Source organism: Shewanella sp. UCD-KL21 (assembly GCF_001957135.1).
GTDB lineage: Bacteria > Pseudomonadota > Gammaproteobacteria > Enterobacterales > Shewanellaceae > Shewanella.
The window spans coordinates 248,903-273,970 of the sequence record NZ_MPHK01000002.1 but is presented as its reverse complement, the minus strand read 5'-3'; the positions used below and the strand labels follow the sequence as shown (position 1 = coordinate 273,970).

General features: G+C 42.0%; 19 protein-coding genes and 1 pseudogene. 16 read left to right on the top strand and 4 right to left on the bottom strand.

What is annotated here, in order from left to right; translation table 11 throughout:
* Nucleotides 1-118 precede the first annotated feature (118 nt).
* Complete coding sequence (locus tag BM739_RS03115) at nucleotides 119-2,851, bottom strand: insulinase family protein (RefSeq protein WP_076537343.1); 2,733 nt, start codon at nucleotides 2,849-2,851, stop codon at nucleotides 119-121.
* A 374-nt stretch (nucleotides 2,852-3,225) separates the two neighbouring features.
* Here BM739_RS03115 and sixA point away from each other — a divergent pair, with 374 nt between their 5' ends.
* Complete coding sequence (gene sixA, locus BM739_RS03110; RefSeq protein ID WP_076537160.1) at nucleotides 3,226-3,699, top strand: phosphohistidine phosphatase SixA; 474 nt, start codon at nucleotides 3,226-3,228, stop codon at nucleotides 3,697-3,699.
* Nucleotides 3,700-3,843: 144 nt separating this feature from the next.
* Here sixA and smrB read toward each other — a convergent pair whose 3' ends face one another.
* The gene (smrB, locus tag BM739_RS03105; protein WP_076537158.1) at nucleotides 3,844-4,371 is read right to left on the bottom strand and encodes an endonuclease SmrB; all 528 of its coding nucleotides are present in this window, start codon (nucleotides 4,369-4,371) and stop codon (nucleotides 3,844-3,846) included.
* Between the two features lie 80 nt (nucleotides 4,372-4,451).
* On the opposite strand from smrB, the gene prmB reads away from it, so the two are divergent.
* The 6 genes and pseudogenes from prmB to BM739_RS03075 form a co-directional block, all read left to right on the top strand.
* On the top strand, nucleotides 4,452-5,396 hold the full coding sequence (prmB, locus tag BM739_RS03100) for a 50S ribosomal protein L3 N(5)-glutamine methyltransferase (protein ID WP_076537157.1): 945 nt from the start codon (nucleotides 4,452-4,454) through the stop codon (nucleotides 5,394-5,396).
* Nucleotides 5,397-5,452: 56 nt separating this feature from the next.
* Complete coding sequence (aroC, locus tag BM739_RS03095) at nucleotides 5,453-6,547, top strand: chorismate synthase (RefSeq protein ID WP_076537155.1); 1,095 nt, start codon at nucleotides 5,453-5,455, stop codon at nucleotides 6,545-6,547.
* Nucleotides 6,547-7,710, top strand: coding sequence for an MFS transporter (locus tag BM739_RS03090; RefSeq protein WP_076537153.1), 1,164 nt, complete (start codon nucleotides 6,547-6,549; stop codon nucleotides 7,708-7,710). Before aroC ends, BM739_RS03090 begins: the two co-directional genes overlap by 1 nt.
* Entirely contained in the window at nucleotides 7,710-8,849 is a 1,140-nt protein-coding gene (locus tag BM739_RS03085; RefSeq protein WP_076537151.1) for an ATP-NAD kinase family protein, read from the top strand. The genes BM739_RS03090 and BM739_RS03085 overlap by 1 nt, the downstream gene beginning before the upstream one ends.
* 3 nt (nucleotides 8,850-8,852) lie before the next feature.
* Nucleotides 8,853-9,128 carry a YfcL family protein gene (locus BM739_RS03080; protein ID WP_076537149.1) on the top strand — a complete coding sequence of 92 codons (276 nt, stop codon included), beginning with the start codon at nucleotides 8,853-8,855 and terminating at the stop codon, nucleotides 9,126-9,128.
* An 18-nt stretch (nucleotides 9,129-9,146) separates the two neighbouring features.
* Nucleotides 9,147-9,668, top strand: a pseudogene (locus BM739_RS03075) (RNA methyltransferase); the annotation flags it as partial.
* 138 nt (nucleotides 9,669-9,806) lie between these two features.
* Here the strand turns inward: BM739_RS03075 and BM739_RS03070 are convergent.
* Entirely contained in the window at nucleotides 9,807-10,322 is a 516-nt protein-coding gene (locus BM739_RS03070; RefSeq protein WP_076537144.1) for a hypothetical protein, read from the bottom strand.
* Nucleotides 10,323-10,355: 33 nt separating this feature from the next.
* The gene (gene mnmC / locus BM739_RS03065) at nucleotides 10,356-12,500 is read right to left on the bottom strand and encodes an FAD-dependent 5-carboxymethylaminomethyl-2-thiouridine(34) oxidoreductase MnmC (protein WP_254843449.1); all 2,145 of its coding nucleotides are present in this window, start codon (nucleotides 12,498-12,500) and stop codon (nucleotides 10,356-10,358) included.
* Nucleotides 12,501-12,636: 136 nt separating this feature from the next.
* Between mnmC and fabB the strand changes: the two genes are divergently transcribed.
* The 9 genes from fabB (at nucleotide 12,637) to purF (ending at nucleotide 25,010) form a co-directional block, all read left to right on the top strand.
* Entirely contained in the window at nucleotides 12,637-13,848 is a 1,212-nt protein-coding gene (gene fabB, locus BM739_RS03060) for a beta-ketoacyl-ACP synthase I (protein ID WP_076537142.1), read from the top strand.
* A gap of 233 nt (nucleotides 13,849-14,081) precedes the next feature.
* On the top strand, nucleotides 14,082-15,215 hold the full coding sequence (locus tag BM739_RS03055; RefSeq protein ID WP_076537140.1) for a 4-phosphoerythronate dehydrogenase: 1,134 nt from the start codon (nucleotides 14,082-14,084) through the stop codon (nucleotides 15,213-15,215).
* Nucleotides 15,216-15,217: 2 nt separating this feature from the next.
* The gene (locus tag BM739_RS03050) at nucleotides 15,218-16,234 is read left to right on the top strand and encodes an aspartate-semialdehyde dehydrogenase (protein WP_076537138.1); all 1,017 of its coding nucleotides are present in this window, start codon (nucleotides 15,218-15,220) and stop codon (nucleotides 16,232-16,234) included.
* Nucleotides 16,235-16,430: 196 nt separating this feature from the next.
* On the top strand, nucleotides 16,431-19,874 hold the full coding sequence (locus tag BM739_RS03045; RefSeq protein WP_076537136.1) for a FimV/HubP family polar landmark protein: 3,444 nt from the start codon (nucleotides 16,431-16,433) through the stop codon (nucleotides 19,872-19,874).
* A 143-nt stretch (nucleotides 19,875-20,017) separates the two neighbouring features.
* Nucleotides 20,018-20,803 carry a tRNA pseudouridine(38-40) synthase TruA gene (gene truA / locus BM739_RS03040; RefSeq protein ID WP_076537134.1) on the top strand — a complete coding sequence of 262 codons (786 nt, stop codon included), beginning with the start codon at nucleotides 20,018-20,020 and terminating at the stop codon, nucleotides 20,801-20,803.
* Between the two features lie 104 nt (nucleotides 20,804-20,907).
* On the top strand, nucleotides 20,908-22,224 hold the full coding sequence (gene folC, locus BM739_RS03035; protein WP_076537132.1) for a bifunctional tetrahydrofolate synthase/dihydrofolate synthase: 1,317 nt from the start codon (nucleotides 20,908-20,910) through the stop codon (nucleotides 22,222-22,224).
* A gap of 4 nt (nucleotides 22,225-22,228) precedes the next feature.
* Nucleotides 22,229-22,855 (top strand): SPOR domain-containing protein, encoded by a 627-nt coding sequence (locus BM739_RS03030; protein WP_076537130.1) that lies wholly within the window; start codon nucleotides 22,229-22,231, stop codon nucleotides 22,853-22,855.
* 115 nt (nucleotides 22,856-22,970) lie between these two features.
* Nucleotides 22,971-23,459: a CvpA family protein gene (locus tag BM739_RS03025; RefSeq protein WP_076537127.1), complete on the top strand. Its 489-nt coding sequence runs from the start codon at nucleotides 22,971-22,973 to the stop codon at nucleotides 23,457-23,459.
* A gap of 39 nt (nucleotides 23,460-23,498) precedes the next feature.
* Entirely contained in the window at nucleotides 23,499-25,010 is a 1,512-nt protein-coding gene (purF, locus tag BM739_RS03020) for an amidophosphoribosyltransferase (protein WP_076537125.1), read from the top strand.
* Nucleotides 25,011-25,068 lie beyond the last annotated feature (58 nt).

Genomic DNA, 25,068 nt, shown 5'->3' with positions numbered 1-25,068 from the left:
ATCTAATTTTAGTGTTATTTTTAGCAGATTCCACTGCTGTAGGTCTTTTGTATATAGCTTTGTAAAATAGTAACAATTATTTACGAGATTATTTTAATGCCGCCAAATACCATGCTTTTCAAAAATTAAACTTTTCTGCATGCTGTTTAAAGCCTTTCAAGTCAGTGATCACATGGGTGTTGGCGATTGGCTCAAGTTGTTGATGTTGCTCTCCAACATTAAATAACACTAATCGGTCACTGTGCTTTGAGCGCATATTCTCTACGATAAACTTAATCAAATCAGCGCGGGTGAGCTTTTTAATTTCCTCAATTACTTTTTCCCTTTGATCGAAATTATAATCTCGATTACCAAGGCAAACCCAGTATCGTTGGCTTCGGCTTTTTAAACTGGCATCTTTTTCTGAAATTTGGTTGATCAAGCCTTGCTTGGTAGCTTCCCACTGGCCCTTGGTGATCTGCATGACGGCATAGTTAAAGTCAGCGATAAATTCATCGATGGCTTCAAGGAGCTTGCGTGGCGCAGTTGTGGGTGATTGAATGTAGAAAATCATCCCCGGGTGCCGGTTTAAAGGTAAATAGCCCGTTCCGACCATATAGCCAAGTTGTTTTTCTGTTCTGAGTTCATGGAAAAATGTCGAAGACATCGTATGATTTAATAAACTAAACAGCCCAATTTGATGGGGAGTTGTTTGTTTTGATTGGTAGTAAATAATGATCGCGCTGTCTTGATGCTCAATGTTGAGTTCACGCATTAACATGCCGCGATTTGACAGGTTAATGAGTTCGCGACTAGATTCGTTACTGGGCTTTGTTACTAATGATAGTACCTGTTTTAAGCGTCTCGCTAGCTGCTGGGCTTCACTCGCTAACCAGTCACCATAGACTAAACCTTCAACATAAATCTTTTCATAAAACGCCCCAACGTGTTCATGTAACTCATCTAATGTCACTTCCTCTAGCATTTCTGCCATTCTAGCCGGTTCGTAAGAGCGTTTTTGCAGTGTCACAGTCAAGCTAGTGAAGAGTTGCGCGATGGGTTTGGCTTGGGCGGCGTTAGTCCAACTGCGGATAAGCTGCTTTTTGATAAGCTTAAACCTATCTTGGGTAAAGTTTCGCTCTCTGGCTTTTTCAATGACTAAAGCTAATAGCGTTTCTTGATTACCGGTAAAGCCGGTTAGATGAAGTGTTATGCCACCTTGATGAGGGTAAATATTATAATTTAGTCCTGCTACTTCAGCCTGATAAGTGGCTTCAGCGAGATAATCTAGCACCATCTCAACATACAGTCTTGTTAACGCGGCATGCTTTGGGGTGGGGCTAGCTTGATCTGAGTCCAAGGATAGATATAAGTGTCCTTTGGGTACGTTAAACTCATCATCTTTACGATGCCAAAAACGGTAACCTTCATCCTCAGCCACTATGGTCGGCACAGCACTGGCACTTAGTTCACTTCTAGCTTGTGGGTCGTCAACGATAAAAGGATTTTTAAGGGGTAATTTTAGTTCTTTTCTTGGTTTTACCTGCTGCCAATGGGCCACTTTATCTGCTGAGATGGCCTCGATAGAGTAGGGGGTAAAATACCATTGCGCCTGAGTGTCAGTACTTACTTCCTTTGAAAGCAACTGAATACGCATGTTATTAGGTTTAAAATAATGAAGTAACTCAAGAGTTTCTGTCTCAATAAGTTTATCCATCCGATAATCACCGTAAACCACATCCTCAACATCATAGTGCTGCATATTGATACTAAGGTGGCTGGCAAGATCTAGGTTTTTGATTTGTTCTTGAAATTTAAAGGCTGTAGATAACAGGCTTGCTCTTTCTTGATAACGCCAAGGCTCAATGCCTGACTCTTTAATTAACTCAAGGTATTCAAATGCGCAGGTTACGATTTCATCAACTTGAGTTAAGCCTTTATCGGTTAGCTGAATACTGATGCTGTAATCTTTGAAGTTGTAACCACTGACCCCACCACCTGCCGATAAATTGTTGGCTAGACCTTGCTCTTTTAAATATGACAGCAAACTACCAGGACTTTCATTGCCTAATAAGTGACTAATGAAAGTCAGTGGTTTGGTTTTATAAAAAGGTTCCATGCTAGGCAGGGCAAAACTAATATTGAGCCTCTTTTGCTCTTTTACTGGCATGATATTAATTTTTTTTAGTAATAACTCTTGGCTTAAATAAGGAGTATCAGGGTAGCTCTTTATTATCTTTTTATTATTAATAGCACTGAAATAGTGTTGTACTTTTTCAGCTTGCTGGTCTAACGATAGCGGCGATATTAGGCATAGTGTCATAATATTGGCGCTGTATTTTTCTTGATAGAAATCCAGTAACTCTTGGCGCACATCTGCTTCATCGCCTGCCAAGGTCTGCAGGTTACCCACTGAAAATTTACTGAATGGATGTGCTGGATTGATTGATTCTTTTTGTACTTGGTAAACCCGTCTAATATCGTCTTTAAGCTTTAAACTGTATTCAGAATCAATGGCATGTCTTTCTCTATCAACGAGTTCTAAGTCGAATTTAGGGGCAATAAAAAATTGACTAAATCGGTCTAAAGATTCTTCAAATTGCTCTGCATCAATACTATAGAAAAAATTAGTTTGTTCAGTGCCTGTCCAAGCGTTGTTGGTGCCACCATGGTGATTGATAAACTGATGATATTCACCAGAATCTGGATACTTTTCAGTGCCTAAAAATAGCATATGCTCTAAAAAATGCGCCATGCCGGGTCGTGAAGTGGGGTCGTCAAAGTGACCCACAGATACGGTCATGGACGCTGCCGCATGGGTGGTCTTGGTATCTTCAACTAATAACACCCGCAATTCATTTTCCAAAACCATATATTGGTATTGGCGATGATCATTTGGGCTTTTCACTATTTCAGGCTGTGTAGTGTCTGGTTTTATGGTCAAGATAATGCTCCAGATGAGAAGGCACTGTATAACGACTTGAGTAACTACTTGGGTTCTTTGTTGCTCACTTTGCAGCTATTAAAAAAGTAGTTTGAATATATATAGTGATATTGTTAGCGGTTTTTAGCAACTTTTAGTCACACTCTTGGAAGAGTTTAATAGCTTTTCAGAATAATAGGCATAAAATTCATAAAAACATCGACTAAAGACTAATTAATTTTACTTCATAGTTTCTTTGTGGATGAATTATTTAAGGCTACAATTAGCCAATAAACACTATAATAATGAGTAGCGAGAGAAGTATGCAGCTATTTTTAATGCGCCATGGTGAAGCAAGTTTTGACGCCCCATCTGATAGAGAGCGTATGTTATCTCAAGTTGGGCGTAATCAATCAAATACCATGGCCAATTGGTTAACGCAGAAAGTAAACAGTGTCGACTTAGTGCTAGTAAGTCCTTACCTAAGGGCACAACAAACATGGCAAGAAGTGGCAAAACATCTACCGGAACCAAACAAATGGTTAGTGTTAGATGATATAACGCCTTCTGGCAGCCCTCAAATCGCTGTCGATGCTATTTTAGCGTATGCTGAACATTACCATGCTCAAAAGGTGTTAGTTATCGCTCACATGCCTATTCTAGGTTATATGGTCAGTGAATTAGTTGCAGGTATTGAGCCTCCGATATTTGCTACATCGGCTATTGCATCGATTGATAAAAACGAACACGGTTTTCATTTTGAGCTAATGCAAACCCCAACTCAAATAAGCGCTTAAGTTCTTCCAATGAGTGCTTGGTAACTGCAGTGATTGCATTTTGGTTGAGTGTTTAATATACAAAAAGAGCCTGTTAAGGCTCTTTTTTAGTTTTGACTCAAGCTAATCATTTAAATGCTTGTCGATATTAACGGTAAATAGCCGCTATCTTCTATGGGGATGTTCACCAATATCGATTAATACTAATAGTGCTGCATCAGCGCCCCATTCTTTGGTGGCTTGATGAAAGGCTTTGACTTTTGGGTGTTGGGCCAGCCACATAGGTAATTGCTGTTTTAATATCCCAGAGCCATAACCATGCATGACGCAGCAACACATAACATGTTGTTTCACACAGGCTTGTATTAAGGCTGCAAGCTCAAGTTTCGCTTCAGCTTGTCGCATGCCATGTAAATCAAGTAACAAGTCAGGTTGGTAATCACCACGGCGAAGTCGTTTTAATTCAATCTTTTCAACACCATCGTTTAACCAGCGCATCGGCCCTTCAACGGGGAGTAGCGGTTGATAGTTATCTGAAAAATAACTGTCGGCATAAACCTGCTGTTCTTTGATTTCGACTTGTTGTTTAGTTTTGACTGACTGTTTAAAATGATGCTTATCTTGGTTTAATGGCCTAATACCATCCAAGTGCTCTGAAAACAGTGCAAAGTCAGGGTTATTTTCTTTATTCATGCTGCTATTGTATTGAATTCTAGGTCATCTTAATAGACTTCAGTTACAATGTGCGGGAACAATTTTTCAGGAGCGATGTTTTGGATAAAATCTTTGTAGATGAAGCTGTCACCGAATTAAGAACCGTTGGCGATATGTTACGTTGGGCCGTTAGCCGTTTTAACGATGCCAACATTTATTATGGTCACGGAACTGATAATGCTTGGGACGAAGCGATTGCTTTGGTTTTTTACGCACTGCACCTTCCTGAAGAAATCGGCCAGCAAGTGGTTCATGCCAATTTAACCAGCAGTGAAAAGCATAAAATTGTTGAGTTGATTATTCGCCGTGTACGTGAGCGTTTACCTGTGCCGTATTTAACGAATAAAGCACGTTTTGCTGATTTAGAGTTTTTCGTTGATGAGCGTGTGTTAGTGCCACGTTCTCCAATTGCTGAAATGATCAACAATAACTTCAGCCCTTGGCTTTATAACAAGCCTGTTCATCGTGTGATGGATTTATGCACTGGCAGTGGCTGTATCGCAATTGCGTGTGCCTATGCATTTGAAGATGCAGAAGTCGATGCATTAGATATCAGTGAAGATGCACTTGAAGTTGCCCAAATCAACATTGAATCCTTAGATGTGTTAGACCGCGTTTTCCCTATTCAGTCAAATATTTTTTCTGCTATCCCAAAAGGGCCGCAGTACGATTTGATCGTATCTAATCCACCATACGTAGATGAAGAAGATATTGGCGATATGCCAGATGAATATCATCATGAGCCTGCTATTGGGCTTGCATCGGGTCGTGATGGTTTAGATTTAACCAAGCGCATTTTAGCGAATGCCGCTGACTACTTAACAAAAGACGGTTTATTAGTGGTTGAAGTGGGTAACTCAATGGTGCATTTGATTGAGCAGTTCCCAGACGTACCATTCACATGGGTTGAGTTTGAACACGGTGGCGACGGTGTGTTTGTACTGACTTATGATCAGCTAGTTGAAAATGAATCACTTTTCGCCATCTACAAAGATAGTGAATAATAGGGATAGTGAATAATAGCTATTAGCATAAAATTTAGCTGAGGTAATCAGAGCGCATGTCAGGAAATAGTATTGGTCAAAATTTTGTAGTGACTACCTTTGGAGAAAGTCACGGTGTCGCGTTAGGTTGTATTATTGACGGTTGCCCTCCAGGGCTTGAATTAACCGTTGAAGATATGCAGCATGATCTCGATCGTCGCCGCCCTGGGACATCTCGATATACCACCGCCCGCCGCGAAGCTGATGAAGTGCGTATTTTGTCAGGGGTATTTGAAGGTAAAACTACCGGTACATCGATTGGCTTATTGATTGAAAATACCGATCAACGTAGCCAAGATTACTCAAATATTAAAGACTTATTCCGCCCTGGACATGCTGATTACACTTACCAGCAAAAATATGGCTTGCGTGATTATCGTGGTGGTGGACGCTCATCTGCCCGTGAAACGGCGATGCGAGTTGCAGCTGGCGCTGTTGCTAAAAAATATTTAAAGCAAGTTCATGGTATTGAAATCCATGGTTACATGTCTCAGCTCGGTCCTATCTGCGCTGAATCAGTTGATTTAAATGAAGTTGAGCAAAATGCCTTTTTCTTCCCTGATGCCAGTAAACTTGAGCAACTAGACGAATACATGCGTGATTTGAAAAAATCAGGCGATTCAGTCGGTGCCAAAATTACCGTTGCAGCGACAGGTGTTCCTGTTGGTTTAGGCGAGCCAGTATTTGACCGTTTAGATGCTGATATTGCCCATGCCCTAATGGGGATCAATGCGGTTAAAGGCGTTGAAATTGGTGATGGATTTGGTGTGGTAACCCAAAAAGGTTCAGAAGGGCGTGATTTAATGTCGCCAGCGGGTTTTGAGTCTAACCATGCAGGCGGCGTACTTGGCGGTATCTCTTCTGGTCAGCCCGTTGTCGCGCATATTGCCTTAAAACCAACCTCAAGTATTTCAGTGCCAGGTCAAAGTATGACAGCCCAAGGCACCACAGCTGATGTGGTCACGAAAGGCCGTCATGATCCGTGTGTTGGTATTCGCGCTGTACCTATTGCTGAAGCCATGCTGGCTATCGTATTGATGGATCACTTACTTCGTCATCGCGCGCAAAATCAGGACGTGGTTTCCCAAACCCCTGTTATCGGAATGAAGTAATGCCTAATTTGTTAAGCACTGAGCCAAAAGCAGTTTGGCTCAGTGCTTGTTATTTCTTTTTCTTTTCCATCCTCGGTTTAATGGTTCCTTATCTCGGTGTGTTTTTCGATAACCGAGGCTACAATGCGCAAGAAATTGGTTTTCTCATGGCAATCGTCATGGGAACACGCATCATTGCCCCCAACGTTTGGGCGCTTGTCGCTGATAGAACGGGCATGCGCAGTGAGTTAGTTAAATTTGGAGCGGCAGCCGCTGCGATAACTTACATCAGCTTTTTCTTTGATGCGGGAGTGGTTTATCTTGCCATTAGCTTGTTTATCTATACCTTTTTTTGGAATGCTATTCTCGCTCAGTTAGAAGTGATCACCCTTGAAAGTTTAGGTGCTGAAGCACATCGATATGGCGCGATTCGAAGCTGGGGCAGTGTCGGTTATATCTGTTTAGTGGTAGCTGGTGGCTTTGCTATCAGCCAGTTTGGCGCTGACATATTACCTTCAATTGGCATGCTGTTATTCATCGGTATGTTTTTGTGTTCTTTGGCGCTTCCTGCTAATCGAGTCAAAGTTGCTGATGCATCGTCAAGGCCACCTCTAAAAATTACCGCCCCCATTTTTTGGTTTTTAGTTTCAGCCTTATTATTGCAGATGAGTGTTGGGCCATTTTATGGCTTCTTCGTACTTTACCTAAAACAAGCGGGTTACTCTGAAGCGAGCGCGGGGTTATTTGTCGCTTTTGGTGTTGTAGTCGAAATATTAATGTTCATGTTAGCGCCAAGGCTACTGGGGCGGTTTGGGGTTAAATTATTACTGCTACTCAGTGTGGCATTAACGGCTGTTCGTTGGTTGTTGTTAGCTTATGGGGTTGATAGCATTTTGATATTATCCATAAGCCAAGCGCTGCATGCCTTCACTTTTGGCTTAACCCATGCGGCTTCTATTCAGTTTATTCATCGCAACTTTGACATTGCCCATCGCAGCAAAGGTCAAGCCATGTACGCCAGTATCAGCTTTGGTTTTGGTGGTGCACTTGGTATTTGGATAAGCGGGCTTATTTGGGGTGATGGTTCAGGCTCTACCAATACTTGGATTTTTGCCGCTATGTGTGCATTTTTATCTATGCTTGCCGTTATGGCCATTTCAGAGAACAAAAAGGACGTTATTTAGTGAAGCGTTTTCGTTTAGGTTTGATTATCAATCCCCTTGCTGGCTTAGGGGGTAGTGTCGGGTTAAAAGGCTCTGATGGCGTTGCGGCGCAAGCTATTGCAAAAGGCGCTGAGCCCAAAGCGCAGCTTAGAATGCAACAAGCTTTAGCGGTTGTGCTGCCATTTAAAGACCAAATCGATATTATTACCGCCTCAGGTGCCATGGGGCATGATTTAGCCCAACAGCTTGGGTTTAATACTGAATGTGTGTATCAGTCAGCGAATATAACCGAAGCTAAAGACACTCAATTAGCGGTTAAAGCACTGATCAATGAATCGTTAGATTTACTGTTATTTGCCGGTGGTGACGGTACTGCCAGAGATATTTACAGTGTCATTGAGCAAGATGAGACTGCGCTTTTACCTGTGTTAGGGGTACCCGCTGGGGTTAAAATTCACTCAGGTGTATATGCCATTACGCCCCATGCTGCCGGTGTGGTGGTTGAAATGCTGTTAAAGCGTGAATTGGTGAGCTTGATGGACGCTGACGTGATGGATATTGATGAAGTGGCGTTCAGGCAAGGCGTGGTAAAAGCGAAACGATACGGTGAAATGCAAGTTCCTGCCGAGCCTCGTTATATTCAAGCTGTCAAGATGGGCGGCAAGGAAGTCGATGAACTGGTGTTAGCTGATATTGCCGCTGACGTGATTAACCAGATGGAAGATGAGCTGTATATCATTGGCAGTGGCTCTACTGTTGCTGCGTTAATGGAAGAGCTCAATATTGATAACACCTTATTAGGGGTTGATGTTATTAAAAATCAAACCCTAGTAGCCAGTGATGTTACCGCCAAGCAGTTAATTGAGCTTACTCAGGATAAACCCACAAAACTGGTTATTACCCTCATTGGCGGTCAAGGCCACATATTGGGTCGAGGTAATCAGCAGTTGTCTGCAGAGCTAATAAAACAAGTAGGTAAAGACAATATTATTATCCTTGCCACAAAAACTAAGTTAAAAGCACTTGAAGGCAGGCCATTAATTGTGGATAGTGGCGACCCAGAATTAGATAGAGAGCTTACGGGCTATTATAAAATTGTTACTGGATACCACGATTACGTGATGTACCAAGTGGCAAATCCAGATTTATCGGAGAGCTAAACCATGTTAGAAAAATATGATGCTGCATTAGAGTCATGGATTGAAAGTAACGTTGCCCATGGCGATGATGATGCGTTATTTGCCAGTGGTTATTTGCAAGGCCATATCGCTGTTGTATTGTCACAGCTTGAGCAAGAGCAGACTTCTGGCATCGATGCATTAGATGATAAAATGGTTGATTGTTTAGCTCTGGCTAACGATGAACTAGATGAAGCAGATTTCAGTCTAGTAAAGGCTGCATGGCTGCAGCTTCGTCAAATTATTAGCGACATTAAATAAGCTATGACTAAGCAAACTGTTTCAATTGGGTTAGTTAACCCCAAGACTCCAGTCAATGTTGGCGGCATTATGCGCGCTGCTGGCTGTTACCGAGCTAATTCGGTTTTTTACACCGGTAATCGTTATGCATTGGCGGCACGTTCTGGTGAAGCGCAATATGACATCGATACCAAAAATGCCGCTAAAACCATCCCGCTCACCGCGGTAGAGTCGTTACTTGAACAAGTGCCTCAAGGCGCCAAAATCATTTGTGTTGATTTAGTGGTTGGCGCTACGCCGCTGCCTTTGTTTGAGCATCCGCAAGACGCATTTTATATTTTTGGCCCTGAAGATGGCACCATCCCTCAGCAAATTATTGATGCCGCGGATGATGTGGTTTATGTGCCAACGGTTGGTTGTATGAACTTAGCTGCGTCAGTGAATGTATTGCTTTATGACCGCTTATCAAAAAGTACTCAAATAGCAGCTGACGATGAACTTATTCGTGAAAGTCGCGATAATAATAATCGTACCAAAGTCAAAACGTGGCTAAAAAAGTAACCCGTTAATTGGATCAGCGTTAATCACCTGATAGTAACTAAAGCTCAATAAGATAAAGTCCTATTGAGCTTTTTTATATCTGATATTTAGATGCTTAAGTGACTATTTAAGTGACTATTTAAGTGACTATTTAAGTGGCTATTTGTTGTATTTATTCAAAAAAGAGCTTAAATATTCCAAGCCACTTTTTTGTTTTGCTACTTGTGTTGCTGCTTGTGCATAGGCTCGAGTTAGCTCAGCTTGTAAGCAGTGATAAATTGCAGTCTCATGTTCTGCTATAAGTTCAAATATCGGTGCTAATTGACGGCTCTCTTGACTATCTTGAAGCTGACATTGCAGTAACCATTGTCGGTATTTTACTTCATAAGGTTCAACCCATTGGCTTAAGGTCTGCATTAGTTCAGGCCAAGTTAAGTCGCTCCACTTTTTGGCATCCTCATCACCTTGAAAGGTTAATTCAGCGGTGTTAAATACATATTTTTGAGGCTGCGTTAAAAGGTGTTTTAGTAATAACTCCGCGGTAACCGTTTCTACTTCAACTAACGCCTTCCAAAGCTTGTTTTGCTCGCTATTATCATCAACATTTTCAAAGTAACTAAAAAATGCAATGCCGTAAATCTCGCCTTCGTAAGCTTGGTGGATTAGATGATTCATTGTTATCTCTGTCGATTGAATTAAAAGGCTCAGTTAGCTTAATGCTTTACCTTTGAGTAATTTCCGTAACCACATTCTATTGGGGTTAAGCATTGCCAGCATGTCATAGCTAAGTGGTGGCGTGTGATTGCATATCATTGCTGCTAATGCCTCTGCAGCTAAAGGCCCAGAACTTAAGCCTCTTGAGCCCAGTCCGCCCAAGATGAATAAATTATCATAGCTTGGCGCTTGGTGTTGCTGCCAAAATTTTCGGCTCGCGGCGCTATGCTGATGTTGCTCTAATGGCTGCTGATTATATTGGGCATAAATGGCTTCAACATTAGGGGCTAGTCCCATCATAGGGCAATGATCACGAGTAACCATTCTAACGCCCACTCTGGCGCTGGCAGCTGATACATCAATATCTTTAAGCCAGTTACGCTCAGGAAAACTCTGATGCATTTTTTGGGCGTTTTCTAATTGCTCAGTGGGGCAATAGTCTAGATTATCGGGCGACTTTACATAGCTTGCACCAACGCAGTGGCGTTGATTATTACTTGGGGTGAGATAGCCGTGGGCACAAATCACAGTAGAAAGTTGCGCCAGTTCACCTTGGGTGGGTATATGGCTCACTTGGCCGCGAAAGCCTGTGACCTGTAATGACTTAGTTTGTTTAAACTCAGTTAATTGCGCCCCTGAAGCGATGACGACTTTACTATGCTTAAAGCTATCATGTTGCTCATTGTCATGACTGGCGTTAAGTTGCCAGTAAGCACGCTGGGAGGGCGCTTTGTCGTCTTGTATTGAGCTTTTGTCGCGCTCAAGGCTGTTGATTTTAGTGTTAAGCTTAATCACTAATTTGCAGCCATTTTTTTCTGCAACTGAACAGGCATGGTTAATGGCTGCTTGGGCAAATTCAAAAGGACAAATCCAACCAGCCCAAGGATAGTAAAAGCCATTTTTGTTGATGTCGATTTTTGCCAATTGATTTGCTTGCTCAGGATTAACACTAAAGGCGATTTCTTTTGGCCACTGCTGACCAAGCATAATTTTATTCAGTCTGGCATCACTGCGCTCATCAAACCCAGTTTGTAACACCCCGCAAAATTGATGATCAACTTGATGGCCTAAGTCTGTTAATTGCTGCAACCTACGGCGACTGAATAAAAAAGCTTGTTGAAAGTACTGACTCATCAAATTGTTATCAGGCGTCAGTAGGGGATAAATAGCGCCTTGCTTATTACCCGATGCGCCATCAGCCAATTGGCTATCTTTGCAATAAATAGTGACACTTTGCCCACGTTCAATCAGTGATAACGCCAAATGGGCCGCAGCTATACCACCACCAATAATGGCGATAGTGTCGTCACTGCTTTGATGGTGTTCACTGCAGGGGCTCAAGCAATAGGCGTAATGGCTATCAGTACTGCGGCGCAGCGCTTGGCGCTCTTGTAAGGCGATAATATCGTGCTTTTGAGGATCTGGTTGATATTCACTTTTTGCGTTAAAAATATTGTTAACGCCAAAGCCTGTTTTGCTGGCTAATAGGCTCAGTTGTTTAAAGCGAGTTGCGTTATCATTGTCACTGGCAGAGTCAAAATAGTGAATGTTGGCTGTATCTTCACTCAGTCTGCCCATTTGCCACAGTAACTTTTCACTAAGGTGTTGATCGATATATTGGCTTGTAATCGTATCAGGTAAGCAATGCCAGTGTGAAATCAACATTTTTTCGGCGTTGGGAATACCTTGGCAATTTTCTAACAATGAACCGAAATACAAATCAACAGTGAATAAACCTTTGGCTAATACCAACCTTTGGCAGCCAGATATTTTGGCGATACAAGCTTGCTGAAGGGCTAAGGCTAATTCATAAAATGGATCTTGTTTATCAAGATGTTGATGTAAAGAGGCTAATTCAACTGAATTTATTGGATTAGGTTCAAATATGCTGAGCAGTGTTTTTTGGTTTGTTTTTAGAGATAATTGCCATAGTGACATTAGCTCCATACCAATACCGAAGCCTATTTGAGCAATCGATAAGGTTTTATTTGAGACTGCTGCATCAGACAGGACAGTTTGATAATAATGCCTTATGCTAGAGGCATAATCAGGATTTTGACAGTAACTACTTGGATATTTGGCCGAAAATGTTGCACAATCTCGGTCTATAAAAAGGAAGTCAGTGGTTAATTTGGTCAAAGTTCGTTACTCAAAATGATTCAATTGAGATTATTTTACCTGTGTTTGCTGAAAGCTGACCACTTTATTCATCTAAAGCGGATATCATTGCGACAGCAAAATTAGGTACTGACATGTACAAAATGGATAGCATAAAATGAAAAGAGTCGTAATTACAGGTTTAGGTGTTGTTTCTAGCATCGGTAATAACAAGCAAGAAGTGACAGAGTCATTGAAAGCTGGACGTAGTGGTATCACCCATTCAGATCAATTTGAAGAAATGAAATTACGTAGTCATGTTTGGGGGGATATCAAATTAAACCCTGCTGAGCATATTGATCGTAAGGCATTACGCTTCATGGGAGACGCAGCAGCTTACGCTTATATCGCAATGCAAGAAGCAATCAGTGATGCTAATTTGACAGAAGAGCAGTATTCTCACCATCGCGTGGGTTTAGTGGTCGGTACTGGCGGCGCATCATCTAAAAACCAAGTACAAGCAGCTGATACCTTACGTGAAAAAAGCGTAAAACGTGTTGGCCCTTATATTGTACCGCGCATTATGGCCAGTACGGCGAGTGCTTGTTTAGCGACACCGTTTAAAATTAAAGGTATGAACTATTCAATTAGTTCTGCTTGTGCAACTTCAGCACATTGTATTGGCCATGCGGCTGAGCTTATTCAAATGGGTAAGCAAGATATGGTATTTGCTGGTGGTGCTGAAGAACTAGATTGGACCCTAACCATGGGCTTCGATGCTATGGGTGCATTGTCAACTAAGTATAATGATACGCCTGAAAAGGCTTCACGTACTTATGATGCTGACCGTGATGGTTTTGTTATCTCTGGTGGCGGCGGGATTGTTGTCGTTGAAGAGTTAGAGCATGCATTAGCTCGTGGCGCAAAAATCTATGCGGAAATCATCGGTTATGGCGCATCTTCTGATGGCTACGACATGGTTGCTCCATCAGGTGAAGGTGCTGTGCGTTGTATGCAAATGGCGCTAGCTGATGTTGATACCCCAATCGATTATATCAATACTCATGGTACTTCAACTCCAGTTGGTGATGTGCGTGAGCTTGAAGCTTTGCGTGAAGTGTTCCCGACAGATATGCCACCTGTTGCATCAACTAAATCATTGACTGGTCATGCATTAGGCGCAGCCGGTGTTCACGAAGCTATTTATAGCTTAGTGATGATGGAAGATAGCTTTATTGCACCAAGTATCAATATTGATACCTTGGATGAACAAGCCGTTGGTATTCCTTTAGTCACTGAGTATCGTGATGCTAAGCTAACGACTGTGATGAGCAACAGCTTTGGCTTTGGTGGCACCAACGCCACTTTGGTTATGCGTAAGTATAAATAAGCTTTACCGCGACTTTATAAGTCGTTCGTTTAAAGTAATCAAAGCCTTCTCGTCAACAGACGAGAAGGCTTTTTTGTGGATTTTTTTGACCTTTAAACTAGATGAAAGCGATTTTTACACAAGACTATTCAATCCAGCTCGAAAAACAATATTTCTAATTCATTGATACCTATGCATTCTAATAACTTGATAGAATAAGCAGATACTCACAGTATTTATGGCTAATTACACTTATGAAAATCGTTGCCGATGAAAACATGCCTTATGTGGAAGCCTTATTTGGACACCTAGGGACAATTGAGCGCGTTAATGGTCGCTTATTAGCGCCAGAGCAACTGATTGATATTGACGTGCTGCTGGTTCGTTCAGTTACTAAGGTCAATCAAGACTTATTGTCTAAAGCAAACAAATTAATGTTTGTTGGCAGTGCCACTATAGGTACCGACCATATTGATTTAACCTACCTTAAGCAGCGTAATATCCCCTTTACTAATGCCCCTGGTTGCAATGCCACAGCAGTAGGCGAGTATGCTTTTATCGCCATGCTTGAATTGGCTAAGCGCTTTAATCAGCCAATTAAAAATAAAGTTGTTGGCATTGTTGGTGCGGGTAATACCGGTTCAGCATTAGAAAAGTGCTTAAACGCTTATGGCATGAAAGTACTGTTATGTGATCCTATTTTACAAAAAAGTGCTGCGGATGAACGCCAGTTCGTGTCATTAGATACCATAATCGAGCAAGCCGATATCATCAGTTTACATGTGCCAATCACCAAAGAAGGCGCAGATAAAACCTGGTATTTATTCGATGAAGCTCGATTACTGCAGCTAAGAGAAAATACCTGGTTATTAAATTGCTGCAGAGGCGAGGTAATTGATAACCAAGCCTTGATAAAAGTTAAACGTCAACGTGACGATTTAAAACTGGTTTTAGATGTATGGGAAGGCGAGCCACATCCAATGGCTGAACTGGTGCCTTTAGCTGAATTTGCCACTCCCCATATTGCAGGCTACAGCTTAGAAGGCAAAGCGCGAGGCACCTTTATGTTGTTTGAAAAATTGTGTCACATCCTAAAGTTGCCCCATGATAAATCAGTATCGAGCCTATTACCGCCATTTTTTCTAAATCAATTATCCGTGGCAGAGCAACCAACAGAAACTCAGTTACTTAGCCTTGCTAGATTGGTTTATAACCTCAACGATGATGACGAATTATTTAGAAAAACCTTTTTAAATCACAATGGCTTCGATCATATGAGAAAAAATCACACTCATCGACGTGAATTTAGTGCATTGTCGCTAGTCAACACGGGTGCTTGTAAGGTAAATTGGGTCTATAAATTAGGTTTTTCAGGAGTCGAGCGTTAATTATGTCACAGGAATTTAATGTTGTTGTTTTAGGTGCGTCGGGCGCAGTGGGTCAAACTATGATTGAGATCCTTGAAGAGCGAAACTTTCCGGTTGCAAACTTATACCCATTAGCCAGTAGCCGCAGTGCAGGTGAAACCGTTAGCTTTAATGGTAAACAAGTCGAAATTCTAGATGTGGAAACGTTCGATTGGAGCACGGCTCAAATTGGATTCTTCTCCGCTGGTGGTGACGTATCAGCTAAGTGGGCCCCGATTGCTGCAGAGCATGGCTGTGTGGTGATTGATAACACCTCACATTTTCGTTATGACATCGATGTGCCATTAGTGGTACCAGAAGTTAATCCGCAGGCTATTGCAGACTTCCGTAATCGTAATATCATTGCTAACCCTAACTGTTCAACCATTCAAATGTTAGTGGCGCTAAAGCCTATTTATGATGCATTTGGTATTTCACGTATCAACGTGGCAACTTATCAGTCAGTTTCAGGTTCAGGTAAGCAAGCCATTGAAGAGTTAGCGGGTCAAACGGCCAAACTACTTCAAGGTTTACCTGCTGAAAATAAGGTATACCCAAAGCAAATTGCTTTTAACGTATTACCGCAAATTGATGTGTTTATGGACAACGGCTACACCAAAGAAGAAATGAAAATGGTGTGGGAAACCCAAAAGATTTTTGGTGATCACGATATCGTGGTTAATCCAACTGCGGTACGTGTACCCGTTTTTTATGGTCACTCAGAAGCTGTGCACCTTGAAACTCGCCAACCTGTTGAAGCTGAAGAAGTAAAAGCTGTATTACGTGATGCTGAAGGTATCGTGTTATTTGAAAATGATGAAGATTATCCAACGGTAGTGACAGACTCTGCAGGTACTGACCCAGTATTTGTTGGCCGTGTGAGAAAAGATATTTCTCATGATTACGGTATAAATTTATGGGTGACTGCCGATAACATCCGTAAAGGTGCTGCTTTAAACAGTGTTCAAATAGCCGAAGTCTTAATTAGAGATTATTATTAATTCGATAATATCCCTTAAATAGAGCTATTTAGATTAAAAAGCCTGCAGCCTGCAGGCTTTTTTCGTTTTCGCGTGGTTCACAGTAGCAGGGTAATTAAATCTGGTTTATAGTCTTATGAATACTAAAACTAATAAATACAATTGCCTAAAGCCAGTTGTCATGATGACAACCCCATAGCGCTCAAAGGAAAGATTGATGATTCTTCGTACTGCTTATTTTGTCGGCATAATGGCCTGTGCTTTGGCCGCTGTTTCTGCTGCTTCTACGGTTGGGCCTGTTCATGCTCAGACGCTAAAAATTACTGGCCCCAACGGCGAAGTCAATTCCATCGTTGCCCGTCAATATGGTCCTACAACTTCAGCTGACACTTTTTGGAGTATTGCCCAAAAGGTTAGGCCCAATCAAAGTATCACCATATACCAAGTCATGGCGGCACTTTTTGATGCTAATCCCCATGCCTTTAGCAGTGATAATTATAATTCTTTAGAGCGAGGGATGACGCTGCTAGTCCCTTCTGCAGATGTGATGGCGCAAATCTCAAAAGCGGATGCCAAGCTTCGGGCTGAAGATAATGATAAACGCTTCGCTAATGCCAATGTAACTGTCAAAGCGTCGCAAAAGCCTGCGGTAAGTGCTGGGCAAACGAAAGCAACTTCAGCTCAAAAACCGTTAGCCATCGTTGCTGAAAAACCACTTAAAAATACAGTCGAGGTTAACCAACCTCTCATTGATGAGTTAACCGTTAAACTCGAGAACGCACAGAGTAAAAGTTTATCTTTAACCGATGAATTAGCCCGTTCAGAAGATATGTTAATGATTAAGGATGCCGACAACGCAGCCTTAAAAGCGAAGATACAAGAGCTGTCTTTGCAGCTTTCTCTCTCACAAGAAGAGTTACAACTACTTTCTGAAAATCACACTGAACTTGAAGCTGCCTACGCGCTATTGGTTGCTGAAAATGCTAAGCCAACAGTAATTGAGCAGCCAACTAACTTTTGGCGGTCAATTGCTGACAACATGATATTGCTTGCCGTTATCGCGGCATTACCGCTTATTATACTATTCCTGATTGTTTTCTGGCTGATGCGCCGTAAAAATGAGCAGGGTGAAAGCATCAATGAAACACCTCAAGCTGAAACAAGTTCAGAATCCTTAGCCTCAATGGCAGGCCCACAAGCGGCAGTGGCTGAATCATTGGCCGTTACGGATGATATTGACGATCTCAATGACTTAGCGATTCATTTAGATGAAGACGACTCTACAGAAGATTTGCTGGATCTAGATATCACCAACGAAACGCAATTATCTTTAGATGGTGCTGACGATGTTGATATGTATATCGAAGATGAAAAGGCTAGCGAACAAATAGCTGAAGGCACCTCCCTAGATGATTTGTGGTCAGAAGCCATGGATGAGCAAGAAGGCGAATTGGCGTCTATGGAAGACGAAGGAGACTATTTTGAAAGCTTACTTGAGGGGCTTGATGAATCAGCAGAAGTTAAACAAACAGATGAAGAAGATTTAGATAGTTTACTGGCCGATTTTGATTTACCAGCAGATGAAGCTATTACCGAATCAGGCATTGAAGCAGGAAGTAAAGCAGGCCGTGAATTAGATGGCGGATCTGAAATTGCTAACTTAGCACAAACGCCAGCAGCAGAAGTCAGCCAAACAGATACCCAAGATGATATCGACAGTTTACTAGCAGACTTTGATTTACCAGCAGATGAGCCTACACCTGAAGCAGACAATGAAGCAAAACCAAGCTTTGAACAAGCAGCTGAATTAACTCAAACCGATACCCAAGATGATATTGACAGTTTACTAGCAGACTTTGATTTACCAGCAGATGAGCCTATTGCTGAAGCAGACAATGAAGCCAACCCAAGCTTTGAACAAGCAGCTGAATTAACTCAAAGCGATACTCAAGATGATATCGACAGTTTACTGGCAGACTTTGATTTACCAGCAGATGAGCCTATAGCAGAAGCAGACAATGAAGCCAACCCAAGCTTTGAACAAGCAGCTGAATTAACTCAAACCGATACCCAAGATGATATCGACAGCTTAATGGCTGACTTTGGTATACCGCCTGAAGCATCAAATGTTGTCGATACACAGGCTGATGAATCTGCCAATAGCGCAGTTGATGATTCAGTTGATGATTCAGTTGATGATATTGACGCCTTACTTGCATCCATCGACGTTACTGATGATGTTGAAGAGGCAGAAGATTTTTCTGCCGCAATTGCAGCTGAATTAGAAAGTGATGTTGCCACGACATTAGATGACAGCGAGAACCTTGATGAGTTACTGGCAACAGTCGATCCTGAAAAAGAGTTTACTCCGCTAGCCACTTCAGATGTCGATGTCGAGCCGCAATTAGCTTCTGAGCTAGCCCAAATTGAATCAGAACTTGAAATTGATAGCGACAATAGCGATCTTGACTCACTTATTTCAGATTTAGAAACACAAACCGAGTTACCTCAACAGACAGCAGAGCCTGAAGAGTCATTTACTGGGGCAGATGATTTCGCCGCGCAAATTGCCGCCGAGCTTGAGCAGGAACAAGGCGAGCACGAACACGCCACCACATCAGATGCCGATTTAGATGCCTTGCTTGCTGACATGAATAATGAGCCAGAAGCCAGCCTTGCAGATACAGATACGCGCCAAGCCGAGCCACTAACATTTGCCTCTGGTGATGATGTCACTCTTGGCCTAGATGATGATCAGCACGATGATCCCCTCGTTAACCAGTTATTAGCGGCTGAGAAATCAACAGAGTCTAATAACGATAGCAATACAGATGCCGACGATCTTGATGCGTTATTGGCAGACTTTGATGTCGATAAGCTCGCCGAGGATGATGAACCGCCATTATTTTCAATCGATGAGTTTTCGGAGGACGAAAGAGGCTCAGAAGCTGAGTTTGATAACATGCTGGCAGGCTTGTCTGCCATTGATGATGAGTTAGTTGAAACTGATGCTGCGGTAGACACAGACACAGACTATGACAGCAAGCTTAATGAAAACCCTGAATTTGAGCCAAAAGAGTCAGGCTTTTTTGATGATCTAAAGTCAAAAAAAGCTGAGCCGGCCAAATTAGATTGGGAGTCAGAATTATTTAAACAAGCCCGCAATCAAGATGATGTTGATAGTGCTGATGACGTCAATAGTGCTGATGACGTCAATAGTGCTGATGACGTCAATAGTGCAGATGATGGCAGTTATTCACTGACTGAAGATAATTTAACTGTTGATGAAGCCCTTGCCGCCCTTGACGCTGAAGAAAAGCAATCAACACCATCTGAAGAGACTCTTAATACCTTTGAGCAAGAAAACGGTTTCATCGATATCGACGTATTATTAAATGATGCCGATGAAATAGTCGAAGTAAGCGATCAGTACAAAGATGTTGAAGTGGATATGGGCGAAGTTAATGCCCTTATTGGCAATGCGGAAATGATTGATGTTGATGACGAAGAAAATTCAGTTAATGCCAAATTAGATCTGGCCCGTGCCTACATTGAGATTGAAGATGAAGATGCTGCCAAAGCATTACTCACTGAAGTCAAAATTGACGGTAATGAACGCCAACAAAGTGAAGCCGCAAAACTACTGAATGATATAAGCTAATCATAAAGTGCATAAAACGGCGCAGTTAACTGCGCCGTTTTTGTTTCAGGAATATAAACTCAAGCTGTGGGCAGCGCTTTTACATTACATATTCAGTTAATTTGTTATAAAATGCGCGCTCTTAAAATTAGAGGGTTTAATCAATGCGTGTGGCCTTAGGCGTCGAATACGATGGTAGTCAATATTTTGGTTGGCAAAGACAGAAAGAAGTTGATTCTGTGCAAGCGCAAATCGAAGCGGCGTTATCATCAATTGCCAATGAACCGATTGAAATTATCTGTGCGGGACGTACAGATTCTGGGGTACATGGAACAGGTCAAGTCATACATTTTGATACTCAAGCTAATCGAGCGATGTCAGCGTGGACATTAGGCGTTAATGCCAAGCTACCTGATAATATTGCCATACGCTGGGCGAAAGAAGTGGATGACACTTTCCATGCTCGCTTTTCAGCGACTGCACGCCGATATCGTTATATTATCAATAACAGTGAATTTAGACCGGGTATTTTAAATAAGGGCTTAACCCATTATCACTACCCACTTGATCACAATTTGATGCATCAAGGCGCGCAATTGTTTGTTGGTGAACATGACTTTACCAGCTTCAGAGCATTACAGTGCCAAGCCCATAGTCCGGTAAGAACCATTGAGTTTGTTAATGTCACTCGCCAAGGTACATTCATTATTATCGATATTAAAGCCAATGCATTTTTGCATCATATGGTGCGTAATATTGTTGGCACTTTACTTGAAATCGGCCAGTCTCATCAAAAAGTTGAGTGGGTTAACGAACTTCTCGCATTAAAAGATAGAAAGTTTGCCGCGCCGACATCAAAGCCCAATGGCTTATATCTGGTGGATGTGACTTACCCAGAGCACTACAACTTACCTAAGCCGCCAATGGGGCCGCTATTTATGCAAGATTAGACACTTAGCTGGCACTGAACGCTAATAGTCGCATTTTTACTGTTAACGAAACAACAATTTACGAAACAACAATGTGAGCTTGGGACAAATTCAAAAGGGATACAATGAAGACAGATAATGACACGCAATTAACCGTTAAGCCTGCACAAGATGCTAGCTTGTCCCAATGGTTAGATTATTTATTATCGATTCACCCCACTGAAATAGACATGGGTTTAACCCGAGTCACCGCTGTTGCTGAGCGTTTAAGTCTATTGTCCTTACCTGAGTCTAAAGTGATTACCGTTGCCGGAACCAATGGCAAAGGCACCACTTGCGCCATGCTTGAGGCGGTATTTTTGCAAGCCGGTAAAACGGTTGGGGTTTATAGCTCGCCGCACTTAGTTAAGTTTAACGAGCGTGTAAGGCTTAATCATATTGATGTGACTGATGCGCAAATCATTGAAGCCTTTAGTGCCATTGAGCAAGCCCGCGCTGAGATCTCATTAAGCTTTTTTGAATTTGCCACCTTAACCGGCTTATATATTTTCAAGCGGGCTAAACCTGAGATTATTTTACTGGAAGTGGGCTTAGGTGGCCGTTTAGATGCGACCAATATTATCGATGCTGACGTCAGTGTCATTACCTCGATTGATATTGACCATCAAGAGTACCTAGGCGATACCAGAGAATTAGTTGGCCGTGAAAAGGCTGGAGTATTTAGAGCTTCGCGCTTAGCGGTGATTGGTGAACCTGATTGCCCGAATTCCATCATTGAATATGCCCAAGCGATTAATGCGCATGCTTATGGTGTTAATAAAGACTTTAGCTATGCTATTGCAAATAACACTAGCACAAATAACACTAGCACTGATAACAGCGCTACTTGGCACTATTGTAGTGCTAATCGCAGCATAGAGGCGATACCATTACCGAGATTACCTTTAGCCAATGCCGCCACAGCCATTGCTGTTATTGAGCAGGCTTTTCCACAGCTCAGTGATAACGATATTAAACAGGGCATTGCCAATGCCAGCTTATCAGGTCGCTTTGAGCAAGTATTAGATCAACCACAAGTGTGGGTTGATGTAGCGCATAATCCCCATGCCGCTAAATACCTTGCTACGCAACTGCAAGGCTTTAAGCCTGCGCGCATTATTGCCTTGTGCGGTATGTTAAAAGATAAAGATGCCGCAGCAGTGTTAAAGGAGCTTGAAGACAGTATTGATGAATGGAACTTTGTTTCATTATCGGTTGAGCGCGGAAATGATGCTAAAACATTAGCCAAGCAGTTAAATACAAGCTTGTCTGCATCACAATTTGAGTCAATGGATTTGGCTTGGCGCAGTATTAAGTCAAATATAAATGCAGATGATGTAGTAATTGTTTTTGGCTCATTTTACACTGTGGCAGCGTTTAGTGAATTATTAAAAAAGGGATAAAGATTTGTCTGGTCAATTTCAAAACCGTTTAGTTGGCACCATAGTGATCGTTGCTCTTGGGGTTATATTTTTACCTGATTTATTAGACGGTAAAAAGCAGCGCCAAGTTGAAGAATTTACAGAAATTCCTTTACGTCCAGTGATTACTGAGCAAGCCGGCGATCAAATAGGCGAGGGTTACACTCCTGAAACCTTTGAAGTTGAAGAGATTGCAGCAACCCAAGACTTAGCTCAAGTTTCAGAAAAAACCAGCACTAAGCCAGCGACTAAAACTGACAGTGGAACAAAGTCAGTCACAAGCGCCAACACCTCAAATGCATCAACAGCAGTCACCTCAAAGCCTGAAACTGCTAAATCAGCCATAAAACAAGCTCAGCCCATCAAAGCGGGATTTACCTTGCAACTGGGTGGTTTTAATAACGCTAAAAATGTTGAGGGCCTAGTTCAAAAGCTACGCACTAATGGTTTTACCGCTTATACATTACCGGCAAAACCGATTGATGGCTCTTTAACAAAAGTGTTTGTCGGCCCTGAACTCTCAGCAGATAAACTGAAAAGTTATCAACAAAAAATACAAAAAATAACCGGTCTTCAAGGCAAGATTGTGCAATACAATCCCCTAGAAAACTAACCATTCATTATTGTTTTTTTCAGCGCACAGTCAATTTATTCTGCTAGAGGTGTGAAACTTTTCAGTCTCTGTTAGAATCGCGCCGTCTTAACATCTATACCGGATCCCTCTCTCAATGGTTTGGATTGATTACGCTATTCTCATTATCATCGGCCTATCAACTGTTATCAGTTTGATACGCGGATTTGCCAAAGAAGCCATGTCGCTAGTGGTATGGTTCGCTGCTTTCTTTGTTGCCAGCCAATTTTATCAAGATCTCGCTGTTCACCTAACGCAGATGAATGATGAAATGCTTAGAAATGGCGTTGCCATTGCCATTTTATTTATCGCTACTCTCATTCTTGGTGCCTTAGTTAATTACATATTAGGCCAACTGGTGTCAAAAACCGGCTTATCAGGTACAGATCGCGTATTAGGTTTGTGCTTTGGCGCGCTTCGCGGGGCGTTAATCGTCAGCGCAATATTATTTTTTCTGGATGCGTTTACCGGTGCTTCAAGTCAAGACTGGTGGACGGATTCAGAGCTTGTACCCCAATTTGGTGTGGTTATTCAGTGGTTTTTTGACTATCTGGAAAATACCTCCAGCTTTGTACCCAAAATATAAATATAAATATAAAACATCTTACAATGAGGAAGCTTACCCATGTGTGGTATCGTCGGAATAGTTGGTCTGTCATCGGTTAATCAAACCATTTATGATGCGTTGACCGTGCTTCAGCACCGTGGTCAAGATGCTGCAGGCATCGTGACCGTGGACAAAAATGCATTTCGTTTACGTAAGGCTAATGGACTCGTTAAAGACGTATTTGAAATCAAACACATGCAACGCCTTCAAGGTAATGCAGGTATTGGACACGTACGTTATCCAACAGCAGGTAGCTCGAGCGCCTCTGAAGCACAACCATTCTATGTTAACTCACCATTTGGTATTTCCTTAGCCCATAACGGTAACTTGACGAATACAGTTGAGCTTGCTGAAGGACTGATCAAAAAGCGCCGTCATGTAAATACCACCTCAGATTCTGAAGTGCTATTAAACTTGCTAGCTGATGAGCTGCAAGAAACCCGCAGCTTAACCTTAAGCGCTGATGAAGTTTTTGATGCAATAGCAAAAGTACATGCACAAACTCGCGGTGCTTACGCTGCAGCGGCGATGATTATTGGCCAAGGCTTAGTGGCATTTCGTGACCCATTTGGGATCCGTCCTTTAGTACTTGGTAAGAACGAAACTCCAACAGGTACCGAATACATGGTCGCCTCTGAATCAGTGGCATTAGATGCCGTTGGCTTTGAAGTGATGCGCGACGTTGCGCCAGGTGAGGCGGTTTATATTTCACTTGATGGTCAACTATTTACTCGCCAATGTGCGGTTGAGCCAAGCTATGCACCTTGTATTTTTGAATTCGTTTATTTTGCTCGTCCAGACTCGAGCATTGATAAAGTGTCAGTTTATGCCAGCCGTGTAAACATGGGGGCTAAATTAGGCGCCAAAATTCAAAAAGAATGGGAAGATTATGATATTGACGTGGTGATCCCAATTCCTGAAACCTCGTGTGATATTGCCCTCGAAATTGCTCGTGGAATGGATCTGCCATATCGCCAAGGTTTTGTTAAAAACCGCTATATTGGTCGTACTTTTATTATGCCGGGTCAGCAAGAGCGTAAAAAGTCTGTTCGTCGTAAACTAAACGCCATTAAAACTGAGTTTACCGGTAAGAACGTATTACTAGTGGACGATTCAATTGTACGCGGTACCACCTCTGAGCAAATTATCGAAATGGCTCGTGAAGCTGGTGCTAAAAAAGTGTACTTTGCTTCAGCAGCACCTGAAATTCGCTTCCCGAATGTCTATGGTATTGATATGCCAACCACCAATGAGTTGATTGCTCATGGTCGTGATGCTGATGAAATTGCTAAAATCATTGGCGCTGATGGGATTATCTTCCAAGACTTATCAGACTTGGTTGAAGCGGTTGGAATGGAAAACCCAGAAATTAAGCGCTTTGAAACCTCAGTATTTGATGGAAACTACATCACTAACGATGTTGATCAAGCGTACTTGGATCACCTCACTCAACTTAGAAATGATGATGCCAAAGCCAATAATAAAGACATTGGCACCAACTTAGAAATGCATAACGTTTGTCATCCATAAACGATACTTTTTAAAAAGATACTTTCTAAAAAGATACTTTCTAAGTAACTGATTAAAG